A 17,264-nucleotide genomic window follows, 5' to 3' on the forward strand; every position below is an offset into this window, starting at 1 on the left:
TTAGTATAGAGCCTATCACAAATATCAATACATATTTAAATAACAAGAGATATAAATATGAATTTTATCAAAATCTTTAAAGATGGGTTTAGAGGGAAACCAGATTTTGCACACTTGTTACATAATGTATTCCAGATAGATGACTTAGTACTATCATTTGAATGTCCGAACAATATATATGAAGGTCATGTATACCAAGATTTTATTGAATTACAACGATTCAATATTGATTCAAAAGTAGAGCGGCATGAAAAGTTTATAAACTTGGCCACGATTTATTTCTCTTTTCAAAATAAAATAATAAATCCACTATTACCAATCAATAAACAAGGTGGTTTATATATTAGGTTAAGGATTAAGTCTGCAGATAAATATATTACTAGTGTTAATCAACTATCTTCATTTATAGAGAAAGAGTACGTAGATTTTTATCATGCTGTAGAGTCACCTGACGGTTCTCAAAAAGGTGATCATACAGAGTTGATGAATGATGCCATTGCGTATGCAAATCATCGTTGGGGAATGGACCCGATAAACGAAGAAAAAAAGAGAGCGAAAGAAGAGTTCCTTGTAGGAGAGTTTCTTCGTGGTTACCCTCCAATCAAATGCCAAGATATCAAGATTGGTGGAAATACATTTTCAAAATATGTAGAAGGAAATTTGGAGTATAAAAAAGACTATCGAAGAGTGTACAATTTGCCTATCAAAAATGAGTTTTACTTTAGTATTGAATTTTTATATGAAATCGAGCCTATGTTTGCTCAAAAAAAGTTTTTAGATTGGGTAAGACACGCGGATGAAATCTTTGAAAAAAATGTTTTAGAGTTGCTAGCACTGTCTCCGCTTATTGATTCGCATACTACCTCCAAATCCGAAAGGTTGGCAAAAAAAAGTTGATCCAGAGCGTTCATACTTAACTTAAAGAAAAAAGCCCGCGAAGAATGCTTTCACGGGCGAAAAAAGGGCACCAAATTGGGTGTCTATTCATTTTGGAGGTGGTCGAACGTCCATATAAAACTGACAATAGGCTTGGTGAGAGGCTTACCACCAGCGCGACCAACGAGGCTAAAGTTAACATTGTTGTAATGATTGTTAAAATGTTAATTCTTCAATCAATGTTTTCATTATCGTGAGTTTAAATTGTGAATGTGTTGCCTGCGTGTATTTTTACTCTGTGAAATGCCGTTTTTGACAATAAAACATATTATAAATCTTGTGTTGGTTATTTGATTTGGTTATATAAAACTCAACATACTTAATCCTTAACTGTTCATATTTACACTTAATGAGACACAATAACCCTCTGTTTGTTAAGTGATTGTGTGTTTTTTAACGCATTGGTATTGAACAAAAAGCGACCTAAGCCGTTCTTGTTCATTTTGATAAGTTTACTTATCAGTCGTTTTAGATTTCTTCGTGCTTATGGACTAGGCCGAAGTCAGCTAAAATGGCATACGCAGCAGGGATCATAAACAACACCAGCAGAGTGGATGCGAAAATACCAAACACGATGGAGATAACCAGTGGTTGGATAACCTGTGCTTGCAAACTGGTTTCAGTCAGTAACGGAAGCAAACCTGCTGCAGTGGTCATTGATGTTAGGAATACTGCTCTAAAGCGTTCCCGACTGGCTTTGACTACTGAGTCATGTACATTATCCCCTTCATCCACATGATGGCGTATGTACTGAACTAACAGAATCGAGTCATTCACCACAATCCCTGCTAATGAGACGAAGCCCATCATACTTGGCATACTTAATGAGTGACCGAGTAGGATGTGTCCCCATACCACGCCAATAAAAGCGAGGGGAATCGCAAGCATGACGACGAATGGTTCCAAATAACTGCGGAATTGGTAACTCAGAATCGCAAACACGCCAAACAAACCAAGCAAGAAGCCTTTACCCATTGATGCGCCAGTTTCAGCGGTATCTTTGGCTTCACCTTCAAAATCAAAGCGAAGACCAGGGTACTTTTGCATAAGCTTTGGTGCTTCATCCTGTTGGAACTGACGAATAATGGCGGTTGAGTTGGCTTTCGTATTGTCGATATCGCCGAATACGCTCACAGTGCGCAAGCCATCGATGCGCTGGATTCTTACGTAATTACGTTGGAAATCCAAAGTCGCAATGGTCGCGAGTGGAATTTGACTGCCATCGGACAAGATAATTGGGAAGTTTGCCAATTGCTGTAAGTCACCAGCTTGCGCTTTATCAAGGCGAACTTCGATGGAAATGTTTTCAACCCCAACTTGGATTTCGTCTGCGGTTTGGCCAAAGAAAGCCGCGCGCAATTGATTGGCGATGAGTTGGCCGTTAATCCCATAAGCTTCTGCACCCGGACGCAGTTTAACCAAGACTTCTTCTTTACCCATACGCATGTCATCCAACACGCCATGGACACCGTCAAACTCATTCAAGTATTGCTGAATGTCGATAGAGGCCGCTTTGAGCGCATCCAGATCATCATGTTTCGCTCGAATTTCAATCGCTCGTCCACCTGGCCCCATGGTCGGTTGTTTAAATACCAGTGAGATTGGATCGGCAAGTTCACCGATGTCTTCGCGCCATGCATCGATAAATTCATCGATGAGTGTGTTACGACTCTCTGCACCCAGCAAATCCAGACGTACCGTGGCAATGTGAGGGCCAGATTCATTCGCGTCGGCGTTAGCGTTGAATTGACTGGTGATGTGCAGAACCAATGGATTGCCGTCTTCCACTTTTTCTGTCCATTCTTTATCTAGCTTTTGAGCGGAAGCAACGATCTTACCGACGACAGCTTCCGTTTGAGACAGAGAAGAACCCGGAGGAAGAATAATACGCGCTTCTGCAATGTCGCCATCCAGTTCAGGGAAGGGTTGGAACTTGAGCAAACCACCTACTAACGTGGCAGCGGAGATAAGAAGCAAGGCAACCACACCGCCCATAAAGGCATAGCGATACTCGACCACTTTATCCACTGCGTTGACCAAGGTGGTGTTGCGGAAGTTTTCAAAAGAAGCGAGCAGCTTTTGTTTGAACTTCGGTGTTTTTCGCTCTTGCTTTTGTTTGTGTAGTGAGTGAGAAAGGTGGTTAGGTAGAATCAAGAAGGCTTCCACCAAACTTAAACTCAGTACGAGGATCAGAACTTGAGGAACCGCTTTAAGTACCGCACCCATTTCACCTTGCAAAAATAACAAGCTACCGAAAATACACACCGTAGTTAAAAAGGAAGAGATGACCCCCGGCAGTACCTTTTTCACTCCTTTTATCACGGCATCATCGATCTCTTCTCCTCGGTCGAGGTGAGCGGCAATCGATTCGGCAATAACGATGGCATCATCCATCATGATACCGATGGCCATGAGTAACCCGACCAAAGACATGATGTTGATGGACAGGCCAAGTTGCGCCATCAAAAATAACCCACCTAAGAAGGCAACGGGTAAACCAGCTGCGACCCAAAAGGAATAGCGAAAACTAAAGAACAACCACATGGTGGCGAAGACCAGAATGATACCTTGCCAACCGTTTTTGACCATCATGGTCAGGCGATCCCAAAGCACGGATGAAAGGTCATTGGTCATTTGTAGCATCACACCGTCTGGCGCGATAGCTTGTTGTTCTTCGACAAATTGAGCAACACGTTCTTTAATGCGCAGTGCATCGTCTTCTTTGTTTTTGCTGACTTTTAGTAGGGCAGAAGGGTGACCATCAAAGAGGACTTTCTGTTCGTCCAATTCAAATCGGTCGGTAATCGTCGCAATGTCTCTTAGACGGATGATTGACCCATTTGGACCAGAGCCCACGACGATAGTCTCAAGCTCTTCTGGCGTCACGCGTCGTTCGTCAAAGCGGATCAGAAAGTTCTTATCTGGCGTTTCGACATTACCACTTGGCAACTTGACGTTCTGACGACCAATCTGCTCCGCAATATCGCCAACACTTAAGCCAAGTTGTCGAATGGCTTGAGTGTCCAACTCTACTCGGTATTGGTGGTCAGAGAAGCCTGCAACTTCAACCAAAGACACATCATAATCGAGCTTTAATGTGCGTTTAAGTTGTTCTGCATAGGCTTTTAGCTCTGGCCATGTGGTGTCTGCGGTGATCGCGACATCCACAACTGGCTCATTCCAATCTAGCTCTTGGACCACAGGAGACTCAATTTCTTGTGGGAAGTCGTTTATCGAATTGATCTGAGTTTGAACATCAACCAACATGCGGCCGATGTTGGCTTCTTCATTCAGTTTTAAGATAAGACGCGCAGAGCCTTCAATCGCTTCACATTGCGTTTCTTCAATGTTAGCAAGACCATCAACAGCATCTTCCATTCGGACACAGATACTCTCTTCGACTTCTTGCGGGGAAGCGCCGGGGTAAACCACACCAGCTAGGATGTAGGGCGGATCAAACTCAGGAAAAGTTTCACGCTTAATCGTGGAAAGTGAAGAAATCCCCAATATCAGCAGCGTTAGCATCAGCAAGTTGGCTGCTGTTGGGTGCTTGGCGAAGAATCGGATCATGAATCAGACTCCTCAATAGTGGCTTCTGACTGTTCAGGTGACTCTTTCAATAGCATGCCGTTAATCGCAGGCAGCAAATCGTTGATGATCAGCTTCTGACCTTGCTCTAGTTCACCATCGATCACCACTTGGTTATTGCGGCGATATAACACTTCAACCGTGACGACTTGCAGACGACTATCATCGCCCATCAGGTAAATCTTATCGCCATGAAGTGCACGCTCTGGGATGACCCAACTCGGGTTCTCTTGCCCCTCAATTAGGGCTCGCACAAACATGCCGTTCACCAATGGAGGCGAAGACGTTGGGTTTAATGCACGGTAGTCTTGTTCAATTTCCAGAATCACACCGGCAGTCGCTTGGCTTGGATCAACCGTTTCACTGATGCGTGCAACTTTCGCAGGCCAGCTTGCAGAAAGGTTACCGCTGCTGAGTTCAATGTTGGCATGAATCGCATTCATATCAGGTTGTGGAATACCAGATTCATCGCGGACAAACTCACCGATGCTCGTCGCCAAAGTTTGCATGTCATGAATGGACAGTTGAGCTTCCACTTCCATGATATCAATACCATGTCCTGTCACCATGGTTTGCTGGAGGTTAACCACTTGCTTTTTCTCAATTTCGACTTCAGCAATACGCAAATCGTAAGGAAGCGTGATGATGGTTTTATCAAGCGAGCGTTCGGCCTCATCCACTTTTGATGCATTAACTTTAACTAGGGCTTCTGCGACTCGTTTCTCATCCGGCATCAAACCAATTTGATTTTCAATATCCAGTACTAACTTACGTTGAGAGAGTGCGCTTTGCTCTTGCTGATCTACATCCGATTGAGACGTTAGGCCTTTTTTACGTAGGTTTTGTTTACGGTCTAACTCTTTGTTGGCGATAACCAGACGGTTAGCTTCTATCTTGAGTGTGCTTTTGAGATTCGCTTCTTCTTGGTTCAGCTTAGCCAGAGAGGTTTGAGCAGATTTGAGATCGGCTTGAGCTTGAACCAGTTTCAACTCGTAATCGAGTGGGTCGATGCGCAATATTTCCGTTCCTGCTTGCAGCACTTGTCCTTTTTCCAGTTGCGGATGACGGTAGACCACTTTACCCGTCACTTCGGCTATCGCTTTCCATTCCACTTTTGGTGCGATCTTGCCGAAACCTATGGCCACTGGAGCAATGGCTTTTAGCTCAAGAGGAATTGTCTCGACCAACCGTGCACGATCTCCAGCGGGTTTTACGGGCAAATCTGGTTTGAGGCTAATCGCCAAAAACAGAATGACGACCCCAACCGCAAGAGCAGGAAAGAACAGCAGCTTTTTATTTATTTTCATATTGGTCGCCCGAGTCTAAAAATCCATGTTTCATCAGTTGTATGTTGTGTTCGAATAATCGGTTCAAGAAGGCTTCAGAAAGTTCAATGCCATGAATGGCGAGCAGTGCTGGTGGTGCCATAAAAGGAAACACCATCAAGCTGATGTAAGAGACGCGACAAAGTTGAGGGTCGGCGTCTTTTCGTAAAACGCCACTGTCGATCAACTTATCAAAGATCACGCCTTGCATTGGCTTGCTGATATCTGCGAAGACTTTTTCGAGCAGTTTGCGTTGGGTTTCCGATGGGGGCATATTCATAACTTGGGCAACTAAGCGTGGGAACTGTGGTACCTTGATCATTTCGCGGTAGTAGGTGCGCATTAGATCGAGAAAGTTTTGCTCGTTACTGTTGGATACCAACGTCTGCATCTGCTTTTGCATCGGTGACAGTGTTTCGCGCAACATGGTCTCGAACAAGCCTTCTTTGTTGCCAAAGTAGTAACGAATCATCGCCACGTTCACGCCTGCTTTCTGCGCGACTAGGCGAGTAGAGACCTTGTCGTAAGCCATAATGGTGAAGAGTTCGCGCGCGTGGAAAATCAGTTTTTTCCTTGCGTCGATATTATCTGTGGGTCTTCCCGCCCTTCGATGCGCTTCCGTCACAATCTTCTCTCAAAATATTAAACATTTGATTAATTATAAGACGCTGATTTCTCATGCGACATGTGAAAAATTAATCAGTATTTAATCAAGTGATTAATTTGTGATGAAGAGAAGTAAAAAAGAGCAGAAAGAACTGCTCTTTGAACAAATAGAAAAGTATATACTTAGGAAGAACGGTCTTGTGAGGCTATATCACCCCCAACTTAACACACTCCAATTCGGTCTGTTGGCGTGTTCTTTTAGTTGTGGGCATGGATTTACCAGATAAGCGTAGTTCGCGTATTCACAAAGCGGTAAATCGTTGATTGAATCGGTATAGAAATGGATTTCGGAATAAGGCTCAGGCTGATTTTCTAGCCACTGTTTTAATCGCGTGACTTTGCCTTCACGATAACTCGGGATACCGTCGATTTCAGCAGTATAACGGTTGTTTTTCTCGATTAAATCAATTCCGAGTGCGGTTGGAATATTAAGACGGCGACCAACGGCTTCCACCAAAAAAGTGACGCTGGCAGAGATGATAACCATATCTATACCATCACGAGACAGTTGCTCAATCAGGGTTTTGGCTTGAGGGAACTGTTTAGGCAAAATATGGCTTTCAACACATTCTTCAACCAAGGCGTTTACTTCTTCAATCGGCATGTTTTCTAGTGGCTTCATGGAGAACGCTAGGTAATCTTCCATGTCCATTTTGCCTTCAGAGTACAAGGCCATTAGACGCTGATCTTCCATAATAAATAAAGGATCAGTCGCGATGCCTTTCTCAACCATAAACTCGTTCCAAATCATTGCGCAGTCAGCGTTTATTAGGGTTTCATCCATATCAAAAACATACAAAGGTTTGGACATGTTTAGGCTCTCACTGGTTGAATTTCGTTTAGGTTAAAGAGTAGCTCTAGCTGGCTGCCATTCGCTAGTAAGCGTTCTGAAGAGCGGTTAAGTAAGTCAACAGTGAGCTCACACTCTTCAACGTTCACTTGATAGCGAATAACATTACCTAGAAGCTGGTGGTTGGTGATCGTACCTACTTGTGGCGCTGAGATGTGGCTATCATATTGACGACCTTGCTCTTTTACATATATAGACTCTGGGCGAATCGCTACTTTCCATTCGGTATCAATGTTGAAGAGTTGCTTGGCTTTATTGGCCTCTACAAGGTTGTAGTGCCCCATGAAACCGGCCACAAACTCGTTAGCAGGATGAGTATAAATTTCTTCAGGTGTTCCTGCTTGAACAATTTCCCCTTTACTCATTAGGAAGATACGATCAGACATAATCATCGCCTCTTCTTGGTCATGAGTTACGAAGATAGTGGTGAGATTCATCTCTTTCTGAATGTCTCGGATTTGCTGACGAAGGTGTTTGCGGATTTTGGCATCAAGCGCAGAAAGTGGCTCATCAAGCAATAATATGCGAGGTTTCACCACCAACGCTCGAGCGAGTGCGACACGCTGGCGCTGACCGCCAGAAAGTTGATGCGGATAGTGTTTTTCTTTACCTGCCAGATCCACCAGTTTGATGACTTTAGCCACTTCACGTCGAATATCATCATTCGCAAGCTTTTTCATTTTTAAGCCAAATGCAATGTTGCCTTCGACGGTCATATTGGGAAACAGCGCATACGATTGAAAGACCATCCCAATACCACGCTCTTGCGGGACTTGATGCGTGATATCTTCTCCGTTTACCCAAATCTCGCCTCCATCGACAGGGTTAAGCCCAGCAAGGCTGCGAAGTAGTGTCGATTTACCACAACCGCTAGGGCCCAAAAGCGTAATGAATTCACCTTGCTCGATGTTAAAGTGAATATCCTCAAATACGGTGTTATCACCAAAACGTTTAGTTAGATTTTTCGCTGTTACGTAGCTCATTGTTTGACTCCTCGGCTGAAACGACTTGCCAACCAAGTCAGTAAAAAAATAAATAGGAAGTAGGTCATCACTAAGGCAGACGTAAAGTGGCCGCTCGTCTGACGCATGTTATACAAGTAGATTTGCAGGGTTTCATAACGTGTGCCGACTAAAATATTGGCGAACACAAACTCTCCCAATAGAAATGAAAATGAAAGGAAAAGCGATGCCATCAGTCCTTTTTTGAGGTTAGGTAAAATGACCATCAAAAACGCTTTGGTTGTGCTTGCTCCTAGCAAGTGTGCAGCGTCCATTAAATCGTTAAGGTTAATTGCTTCGAAGCTATTAGAAATCGCACGATACATGAACGGTAACGCTATGGTGAAGTAAGTACCTACTAGAATCCAAGGAGTACCGATAAGGGAGATTTCACTGTCAGCATAAAGTTGAAGCAAGCCGACGGAGGACACCACTGGTGGTACAGCGAATGGTAGCAAAATCAATACGTTCATGAGCTTATCGAGCCTTGGAAAGTAGTAAAACACCACGAATATCGCTGGCAGAACTAGAATCACACTGAGGGTTAGCGAAGCAATACAAATAAACAGCGAACGCCCAAACGCTTGCAAAAAGCGTGGGTCGGTCAGCAATTTAACGTACCAATCAAAAGTGAAACCATCTGGAAGCACCGTGGCGCCCCAGCGTGATGAAAGCGAATAGACAAAGGTCGCTAAAATCGGGATGAGCATGATCCCAACAATGGAATAAACCACCGTTTTATGGAATCGAGTATTAACGTTGTTCATGACTACTTCCTACCTGCATAGCTTTTCGAAATGAGCCATTGGTTAATCACTGTGATAAAGGCAAGTAACGCCATTAGAATCACCGAAATTGCAGCGGCGAGATTAGGTTCAAGGAACAGGTCTCCCGATACCAGACTCGCAATTCGAATTGTGATGACGTTATAGTTACCGGAGGTCAGCGCATAAACACTCGCATAAGCGCCAATTGCGTTGGCTATTAAGATAATAAAGGTACCGAATAAGGCTGGTGAGAGCACTGGCAGAGCGATTTTCGCCCAATACTGTGATGTTTTGACTCCCAGTAGCGCAGCAGCTGCTTGCCAATCATCGCTCAACGCGTCGAACGCAGGGTAGAGCAACAACACCGCCAGCGGGATTTGGAAGTAGATGTAAATGGCCAGCAGACCCCATTTACCATAAAGGTCGAAATCACCGAGTAAGCCATACTGCTTGAGCAAAAGGGTAATCGCCCCATTGGTGCCCAAAATAATGATAAAAGCGAATGACAGAGGTACGCCTGCAAAGTTGCTGCTCATGTTCGTAAACGCAATCACACCGTCGCGGACTTTAGAATCGACTCTGCGTAGAGAAGAGACCAACAGAGTCGCAATGGCTAAGCCAAAAATGCTCGACCATACAGCTAACCACAAACTGTTGCCAAACGCCTGCATCATAAAGGCGGAGTCGAGCACTTCAATGTAGTTATCGAAGGCAAACTCGCCATCGTAGATAAAGCTGTTTAACAGTACCCAAATCATCGGTGCGAGTTGAAATAGGTAGAAAAACAGTGCGAAAGGCGCCAACCAAACGGCTGGCTTAAGGCGCTTTAACCAAGTTCTTGCCAAATTTGAACGTGATTCGCTAGAGCTTGGGGAGAGGACTGAACTGCTCATAGTGCTAACAATTCCTGAGTGTATGGCTTCGTGTGGTCAAGGTTTAGCAATTGACAAACGGTGCCACAAATATCAGTTTGCTTAATATGACAATCTTGATGGGTAAACTTATCACCAATGACAAACAGGGGAACTTCTCGCTCTTCAGGTAAAATCCCACCGTGAGAAAGATCGTTGTTCATGCCATGATCGCTGGTCACAATGATTTGATACCCATCAGCAAGCCATTGATCGATGTAGTTGGAAAGAATAATGTCTGCACCTCGCGCACAATTGCGGTATTGGCGAGAGTCTAGGCCAAACTTATGTCCTGTATCGTCGATATTCATCGGATGGATCAGTAAGAAATCAGGTTGATAGTTGCGGCGTAAATACTCTGCGTCCAGGAACAAGGCTTCATCAGGATAATGATCCCAATGGTAAAAGCAGCCGTGCTGGATATTCAGGGTTTCATCATGCGTGAAACGATCGCGAACAGGTTCAAATGGCGCGCGATTATAAAGCTCACTTACCCAGTGGTAGGCAGCCGCAGCGGTCACTTTTCCTTGGGCTTTTGCCAAACTGAAAATGGAATCGTGTTTGGATAGACGAACGATATTGTTGTTTACGATGCCGCTTTCTACAGGGCGAACGCCCGTTAAAATGCACTCATAAAGTGGGCGAGACATAGAGGGCAGCTCACACTGCACAGGATAAAGCGTTGCGCGAGTTTCTTGTTGGGAACGACTTTGTTCTAGAAGACCATTGAGGTAGCCCATGCAATCACGGGCTACCTGATAGTTCAGTCCATCTAGAACAACAAGGATTACCTTATTGCTCATAACGACTTACTCTTATTGCTGGTGGATTAAGACACTTTCTTGCCATTGACGTGGCAGCTTACGTGCGGACTTTTCCCAAGCTGAGAAGTCAGTCACTGGGTGAACATTGCTGTATTGGTCATTAGCAATTAGCTTGTCTTGCACTGCTTGAGGCAGTGTGATGTTGGTGCGGATTGGACGCGCATAACCTTCTGCTAAGTTGATTTGCCCTTGATCGCTGAAGATGTATTCACGAGCAAGCTTTGCTGCATTAGGGTTCTTCGCGTATTTATTGATTATGGTTGTATAACCAGAAATCACAGAGCCATCTTGAGGAATGCTCACTGTAAAGCGGTCGCGGTCAATTTTGTCGCGGTAGTTCAATGCATTGAAGTCCCACATGATCGCCACTTCAACTTCGCCTTTTTCTAGGTTGGCGATGTTCGGATCGGTAAATGAAAGACGACCTTGCTTCGCGAGTTCAGAAAAGAATTTGAGCGCAGGCTTGAGGTTGGATTCGTCCCCACCGTTGGCGAACGCTGCGGCGAGAACCGCGTTGTTTGCCTGTGCTGCTACGCCTACGTCACCTACGGTCACTTTGTAGTCGCCTTTTAATAGGTCATCCCACGTTTTTGGCGCGTCTTTTACGAGGTTATTGTTGGAGATAAAAGAAATAGTGCCAGTGTAAGCAAGTGCCCAATGACCATCTTCGTCTTTTGCCCAATCTGGGATGTCATTCCAAGTTGTTGGTTTATATGGCTGAGTGACGCCTTTTTTAACCGCTACACGTGCGAAGGCAAAGCCTACGTCACCAATGTCTGCGGTCGCGTTTTTCTTCTCAGCTTCGAATTTTGCGATTTCTTGAGCCGAGCTCATATCCGTGTCTTGGTGCTTAAGGTTGTAATTTGACTTTAAATCAGCCCAAGTGTCTTTCCAGTTTGCCCAACTGTCAGGCATACCCACACTGTAAACCGCCCCTTCTTTTTGTGCTGCTGCTACCAAAGATTCAATATCGGCTTCTTTCGCTACTGTTGGCGTAGCGAGCGTTACCGCAATGATTGCCGCTGGTGCGGTAATTGAACGACTTAGCAAAGTTTTCATTGTCTCCATCCTTCTGGACTAGGTCAGTAAGTTCGCTTTGTATGCTATGGATGGAATGTGACGATTTAGCGCAAGTAATTTGACAGTTTTGCTGATTTTATGTGGCACTTATATTTCATACGTTCAGTATGTGTTCTGTTGATTAATGTCATATTTTTGTTACGTAAACGCCTTATGTTATTCGTCAAATTATCGTTGGACTAGATCAGAATGAGAGCGACAGGCACCGGACAATTTGGTACCCAATTAGGAAAAATTAGAAGCAGCTTAAAACAGCAGATTCTTTCCGGCATCATGTCGGAAGGACAAAAACTGCCGTCAGAGAGAGAGCTCAGTGAGCTGTTTTCTACAACTCGAATCACTATCAAAGATGCGTTGGTGTCTTTGGAAACGGAAGGTCTTATTTATCGAGAAGAGCGCCGGGGTTGGTATGTATCTCCTGAGCGTATCTGTTACAACCCGTTGTCTCGTTCTCACTTCCATCAGATGATTCGAGAGCAGCATCGTATTGCAGAAACTAAGTTACTCAACGTGCGAAGTGAAATGGCCGCAGGTGAGTATGCCAAATCGTTAGAGGTGGAGCGAATTACCCCAATTTATGTAATTGAACGGTTACGTTTTATTGATGGGCGAGCGGTATTGTTTGTTGAGAACGTGCTCAAAGCGGCACTGTTTGAGGGTATATTGTCTGAGAACCTCACCATGTCCCTGACGGGCATTTATCGTGAGAAGTATGGTTACGAGACAAAGCGCTCTCGTTTTGATGTGATTCCAACGTCAGCTCCTGCTCATGTCGCTAAGGCGTTGAACCTAGCTGAAGGACAACCCGTTCTGAAAATTCGGCGGGTAAACTACAAACAAGATGGGCATTTAATGGACTGCGAATTCGAGTATTGGCGTCCAGACGCCGTGATGATTCGCATTGATAGCGTAGGATAAAGCGCAGAATTAAAAAGAGCCCAATGAAGGGCTCTTTTTCGCATATTGGTTAGAGAGGCGGTTTAAACGAGGCCTTGCTCTTTTGCCATTCTGCTTGCAATGCCGGGTGCTTTCCAAATGCTTGGCAGCAAAATGAAAGACACAGGTACGGCAGTAATTACAATGAAAGACTGCAATGCAGAAATACCACCAGAGCCCATTGAGATAAGCGCAATAGCGACAATACCCATAATCAGCCCCCAGAACGAGCGAATCACTGCGTTTGGTTCTGTTGAGCCCGTCATCACTACACTGATTGTGTAAGTCATCGAGTCACCCGTCGTCACGATAAATGTTGTCGTTAAGATCAGGAACAGAACCGAAATGATCATTGGGTAAGGTAATTCACCAGTAATCGCTAGCAGTGCTGCAGGCAAGTTAAAGCCTTCAAACGCAGATGAAATCAAACCAGGGTTATCAAGTTCAAACGCAAGGCCACTGCCACCAACTATACTAAACCAGAAGCAAGTAATCAGCGGTGCCGCGATGCTAATAGACATGATTAATTGGCGAATTGTACGACCACGAGAGATACGAGCAATAAAGATCGCCATCATTGGGCCATAACCGATAAACCAACCCCAGAAGAATACTGTCCACCAGCTTAGCCAGCCTGTATCACCACGGTAAAGTGCCATAGGGAAGAAGTTATCCACCATACGACCAACGCCTTGCACGTAGCCATCAACGATAAAGCTTGTCGGCCCGAAGAACAGGATGTAACCAATTAACAGTACAGACAAAATGATGTTGTAACGACTGACGATTTGAATACCCTTGCTCAAACCGCTCAGTGCGGAAAGGGTATACATCAGGATCGCCGCCATAATAACCATACTTTGCGTTACGAACGTATCTGGCAGGCCAAACAATGAGTTTAGCGCGTAGCTAATTTGTAAACCTAAGAAGCCGATAGGACCGATGGTTCCTGCCGCTACGGCAATGATGCTACATGCGTCAGCAACATCACCAATCCAGCCTTTAATGGCTTTATCACCAAACACAGGGTAAAGCAGAGTACGCGGCTTAAGAGGCAGGCCTTTATCGTAATGCAAGTGCATTAAGACAATGGAAGATAGACCACCAAGGATCGCCCAAGCTAAGAAGCCCCAGTGCATAAAAGACTGAGATAGGGCATTGATTGCGGCAGTTTTCGGTGAGGCTTCCCCGTATAGAGGCGGAGCAGTCACAAAGTGCGCGATAGGCTCAGCAGCGGCCCAGAACACACCACCACCTGCAAGTAGAGTACAGAGTACGATTGACAACCACTTAAAGTTATCAATATCAGGTTTCGCTAGACCACCTAGGCGCACATAACCAGTGCGACCAAACGCAAGAGCCAAACCAATTAGGAAATTCAGAAGAAGCAGTACTTGCCAGTAAGCTCCGAAATATTTAGTAGCAAAGCCGAAGCCGGTGTTAACCATTGCGGTTAGAGAGTCGGTATTCGTTAGAGCAAGTAAAACGAATAGAGTGAGGAAGCTACCACTTAACCAAAAGACAGGATTGGTGAGTTCGAGGCGCTTGAGTAAAGATGGGGGATGAATAGCAGAATAGTCAGCATCCTGAATAGGCGCTGTGTGGGAGGCGGCATTCGTCATATTTGACATAATTACTTCGCTTTTTAGGGCTATGAAGCCGTGCATTTCCCCTCACATCGTTTCAACGAAAAGTGTGAGGATGTTCAAAAAGCCGATGATGTTAACATGTCGAAGTTGCAAATATAACCTTAGATTTCGATTAATTTTTAACAGGTTAGCCAAGTTGCTGATTTTTGGGTAGAGATCAAAAGAAAGAGTTTTTACGTGAAATGCACCGCATTTCGTATGTAATTAACATTTCCCTTGTTTTTGCATGGGATTGTCAGGATTACATTGAGAAAACATGTTTTTCCCAAGCTAAGGTGTCACTCGATGGCTCACTTCGAACTTAACGGGCAGTGGATGCTTACCTCGCCACAGCGTCCCAATCTTGAAATTCCAATGTTTATTCCGGGCGATAATGTGTCGGCGCTTTTACAAGCAGAGCAGATTCCAGATCCTTATTTTGCCGATAATGAAAACAAAGTTCGATGGATTGAAGAGTGTGAGTGGCATATCTCACGTGAGTTTGACGTCGACGCGTTTACGTTGTCTGCCAAGCAAATTTGGATGACGCTAACTCGTGTCGATACATTGGCAACCTTCTATGTTAATGGTGAGTTAGCACTAACTTGCAGCAACATGTTTACCCAGCAACGTGTGGATATTAAACCGCATTTAAAGCAAGGTACTAACACGATTCGGGTTGAGTTTGCTCGGGTGGATTTAGAAGGTATCGCAAGAGCAAAAAAACTGCCATTTCCTATTCCATCGGCAATGGGCAACAACCAAATTCCACACATGAACTTGATCCGCAAAACACAGTGCCATTCCGGATGGGACTGGGGCATTTGCTTGATGGTATCGGGTATTTACGACCCCATTCAAATCGACATTGTGAATGAGCTTTGGCTCAAAGGCTTCTCGACAGAGCAGCAATGGCAAGCCGATGGGAGTGTGTTTCTTGATGTAGTAGTTGAAGTGGAAACGGACAGTCAACGCCATGAAATGATGGTTGAATTTAATGGTGAGCGTCAATGTATTCAAACAAAAGGAAGTGGTCACTATCATTGCCAGTTCCACATTTTGGAGCCTCAACGCTGGTGGCCATCGGGTTATGGCGAAGCGTATCTCTATCCCATTACCATTTCTTGCAGAGAGCAAAAGTTAACGCACAACATTGGTTTGCGTCAGCTAACTCTAAATAATCAAGCTGATGAGCACGGCTCTGCAATGGAATTTATCGTCAATGGCGTACCGATTAATGCTAAAGGTGCCAACTGGATCCCTATTGACGCAATGCCGGGGCGAGAGTGCGAAACACGTTATCGCAACCTTTTGCAAAGTGCGGTTGACGCCAACATGAACATGATTCGCGTATGGGGCGGTGGTCAGTACGAGAGTGAAATCTTTTATAACCTTTGTGATGAACTTGGCTTGTTGGTGTGGCAAGACATGATGTTCGCCTGCTCGTTGTACCCATCAAACGACGAGTTTTTAAAAGAGGTAGAAGAAGAACTTAGATTCCAAATCCCGAGGCTCAAGGAGCACCCATCAATCGCACTTTGGTGTGGTGACAATGAAGTGATTGGAGCTATTGGTTGGTATGACGAATCTAAGCGCAGTAAAGTCAAATACACGGTTAACTACGATCGCCTCAACCGCATGATTGAGAAGGAGATTACCGAGCAAGATAGCACTCGCCGTTTCTGGCCAAGTTCCCCATGTAATGGTGAACTGGATTTCGGTGATGCGTGGCATGATGATAGTAAAGGCGATATGCACTTTTGGGACGTTTGGCATTCAGGAAAATCATTCAGTGCCTACCTTGACGTGAATCCTCGTTTTTGCTCTGAGTTTGGTTTTCAATCTTGGCCATCTTTTGCTGAAGTTAAGCGGTTTGTCCCTGAGCAAGACTGGAATATTACATCCCCAACTTTCGAACAACATCAGAAGAACCCTCGAGGTAATAGTATTATCACAGAGATGTTCACGCGCTATTTTCGTTTTCCCTCTGGATTCGAGAGCATGCTGTATTTAAGTCAAGTTCAGCAGGCAATCGCGATCAAAACTGCATGCGATCATTGGCGTGCCATTTCTCCAGTTTGTCGCGGCATGCTGTACTGGCAACTCAACGACAATTGGCCTGTCAGTTCTTGGTCTAGTTTGGAATACAGTGGTCGATGGAAGCAGTTGCACTACCATGCGAAGCGATTTTTTGCGCCACAGTATTTGGTATTTTCCGAGCATACAGGCAAGTTGAGCCTACATTTGCTCAATGATGCCAAAGAGTCCGCAAGCGTCAACACACTGCTTAAGTGGGTAGATTGGCAAGGGGAAGAAAAGCAATGTTGGAGCTTAGAACAAACAGTCATAGCAGACAGCAATACGATTTTGTGGCAATTGGATGAATCGATCGAGAAGGATGAACTTACGTCAGGCTTCTTCTATGTTGAAGCGCAAATCGGTGAAGACAGAATAAGCAACACATGGTTTAGTACTCACGAGCTAAAAACCTTGCCGATAGCGAAAGCCAATATAGATGTCTCTATTGAAGGGAGGCGAATTACATTGATTGCGGATAAGCCTGCGTTTTTTGTTCATTTGGAGAGTGATGCTGATGGAAGGTTCAGTGACTCTAGCTTTACTCTGTTGGTCAACGTTCCAATGACGGTTGAGTATTTAGGTGATGATGTTTCAGGTATGCAGCAGTCGTTGAGGGTATACCACCTTAATGATTAAAGCGGGCATAGAACATCTATATGCTGATAACTAAAAA

The 17,264-nt window shown here is 44.6% G+C and carries 13 protein-coding genes; 3 read left to right on the forward strand and 10 right to left on the reverse strand.

What is annotated here, in order from left to right; genetic code table 11:
- The first annotated feature begins 57 nt into the window (after positions 1 to 57).
- Complete coding sequence (locus tag R7Q47_RS08695) at positions 58 to 897, forward strand: hypothetical protein (protein WP_033906310.1); 840 nt, start codon at positions 58 to 60, stop codon at positions 895 to 897.
- Between the two features lie 507 nt (positions 898 to 1,404).
- On the opposite strand, the gene R7Q47_RS08700 is transcribed toward R7Q47_RS08695, so the two are convergent.
- The 9 genes from R7Q47_RS08700 to R7Q47_RS08740 form a co-directional block, all read right to left on the reverse strand.
- Positions 1,405 to 4,506 (reverse strand): efflux RND transporter permease subunit, encoded by a 3,102-nt coding sequence (locus R7Q47_RS08700; RefSeq protein ID WP_318088926.1) that lies wholly within the window; start codon positions 4,504 to 4,506, stop codon positions 1,405 to 1,407.
- Positions 4,503 to 5,831 (reverse strand): efflux RND transporter periplasmic adaptor subunit, encoded by a 1,329-nt coding sequence (locus R7Q47_RS08705; RefSeq protein ID WP_258509836.1) that lies wholly within the window; start codon positions 5,829 to 5,831, stop codon positions 4,503 to 4,505. Before R7Q47_RS08705 ends, R7Q47_RS08700 begins: the two co-directional genes overlap by 4 nt.
- Positions 5,818 to 6,474: a TetR/AcrR family transcriptional regulator gene (locus R7Q47_RS08710; protein ID WP_025998534.1), complete on the reverse strand. Its 657-nt coding sequence runs from the start codon at positions 6,472 to 6,474 to the stop codon at positions 5,818 to 5,820. The genes R7Q47_RS08705 and R7Q47_RS08710 overlap by 14 nt, the downstream gene beginning before the upstream one ends.
- Before the next feature lie 192 nt (positions 6,475 to 6,666).
- Complete coding sequence (locus R7Q47_RS08715) at positions 6,667 to 7,326, reverse strand: HAD family hydrolase (protein WP_017633566.1); 660 nt, start codon at positions 7,324 to 7,326, stop codon at positions 6,667 to 6,669.
- 2 nt (positions 7,327 to 7,328) lie between these two features.
- Positions 7,329 to 8,348: an ABC transporter ATP-binding protein gene (locus R7Q47_RS08720; protein ID WP_005373862.1), complete on the reverse strand. Its 1,020-nt coding sequence runs from the start codon at positions 8,346 to 8,348 to the stop codon at positions 7,329 to 7,331.
- Positions 8,345 to 9,133 carry an ABC transporter permease gene (locus tag R7Q47_RS08725; protein ID WP_005373859.1) on the reverse strand — a complete coding sequence of 263 codons (789 nt, stop codon included), beginning with the start codon at positions 9,131 to 9,133 and terminating at the stop codon, positions 8,345 to 8,347. The genes R7Q47_RS08720 and R7Q47_RS08725 overlap by 4 nt, the downstream gene beginning before the upstream one ends.
- Positions 9,134 to 9,135: 2 nt before the next feature.
- On the reverse strand, positions 9,136 to 10,026 hold the full coding sequence (locus tag R7Q47_RS08730) for an ABC transporter permease (protein ID WP_248486531.1): 891 nt from the start codon (positions 10,024 to 10,026) through the stop codon (positions 9,136 to 9,138).
- The gene (locus R7Q47_RS08735) at positions 10,023 to 10,847 is read right to left on the reverse strand and encodes an alkaline phosphatase family protein (protein WP_005373854.1); all 825 of its coding nucleotides are present in this window, start codon (positions 10,845 to 10,847) and stop codon (positions 10,023 to 10,025) included. The genes R7Q47_RS08730 and R7Q47_RS08735 overlap by 4 nt, the downstream gene beginning before the upstream one ends.
- 12 nt (positions 10,848 to 10,859) lie before the next feature.
- Positions 10,860 to 11,927 carry an ABC transporter substrate-binding protein gene (locus tag R7Q47_RS08740; protein WP_005373851.1) on the reverse strand — a complete coding sequence of 356 codons (1,068 nt, stop codon included), beginning with the start codon at positions 11,925 to 11,927 and terminating at the stop codon, positions 10,860 to 10,862.
- A gap of 210 nt (positions 11,928 to 12,137) precedes the next feature.
- Here R7Q47_RS08740 and R7Q47_RS08745 point away from each other — a divergent pair, with 210 nt between their 5' ends.
- On the forward strand, positions 12,138 to 12,866 hold the full coding sequence (locus tag R7Q47_RS08745; RefSeq protein ID WP_005387087.1) for a UTRA domain-containing protein: 729 nt from the start codon (positions 12,138 to 12,140) through the stop codon (positions 12,864 to 12,866).
- Between the two features lie 62 nt (positions 12,867 to 12,928).
- Here the strand turns inward: R7Q47_RS08745 and R7Q47_RS08750 are convergent, their stop codons facing one another.
- Positions 12,929 to 14,515, reverse strand: a complete 1,587-nt coding sequence (locus R7Q47_RS08750; RefSeq protein ID WP_005373846.1) for a BCCT family transporter — start codon at positions 14,513 to 14,515, stop codon at positions 12,929 to 12,931.
- Positions 14,516 to 14,818: 303 nt separating this feature from the next.
- Between R7Q47_RS08750 and R7Q47_RS08755 the strand changes: the two genes are divergently transcribed.
- Positions 14,819 to 17,227 (forward strand): beta-mannosidase, encoded by a 2,409-nt coding sequence (locus R7Q47_RS08755; RefSeq protein ID WP_213962707.1) that lies wholly within the window; start codon positions 14,819 to 14,821, stop codon positions 17,225 to 17,227.
- Positions 17,228 to 17,264: the final 37 nt, after the last annotated feature.

The sequence above is a fragment of the Vibrio sp. Vb0349 genome (assembly GCF_033338975.1).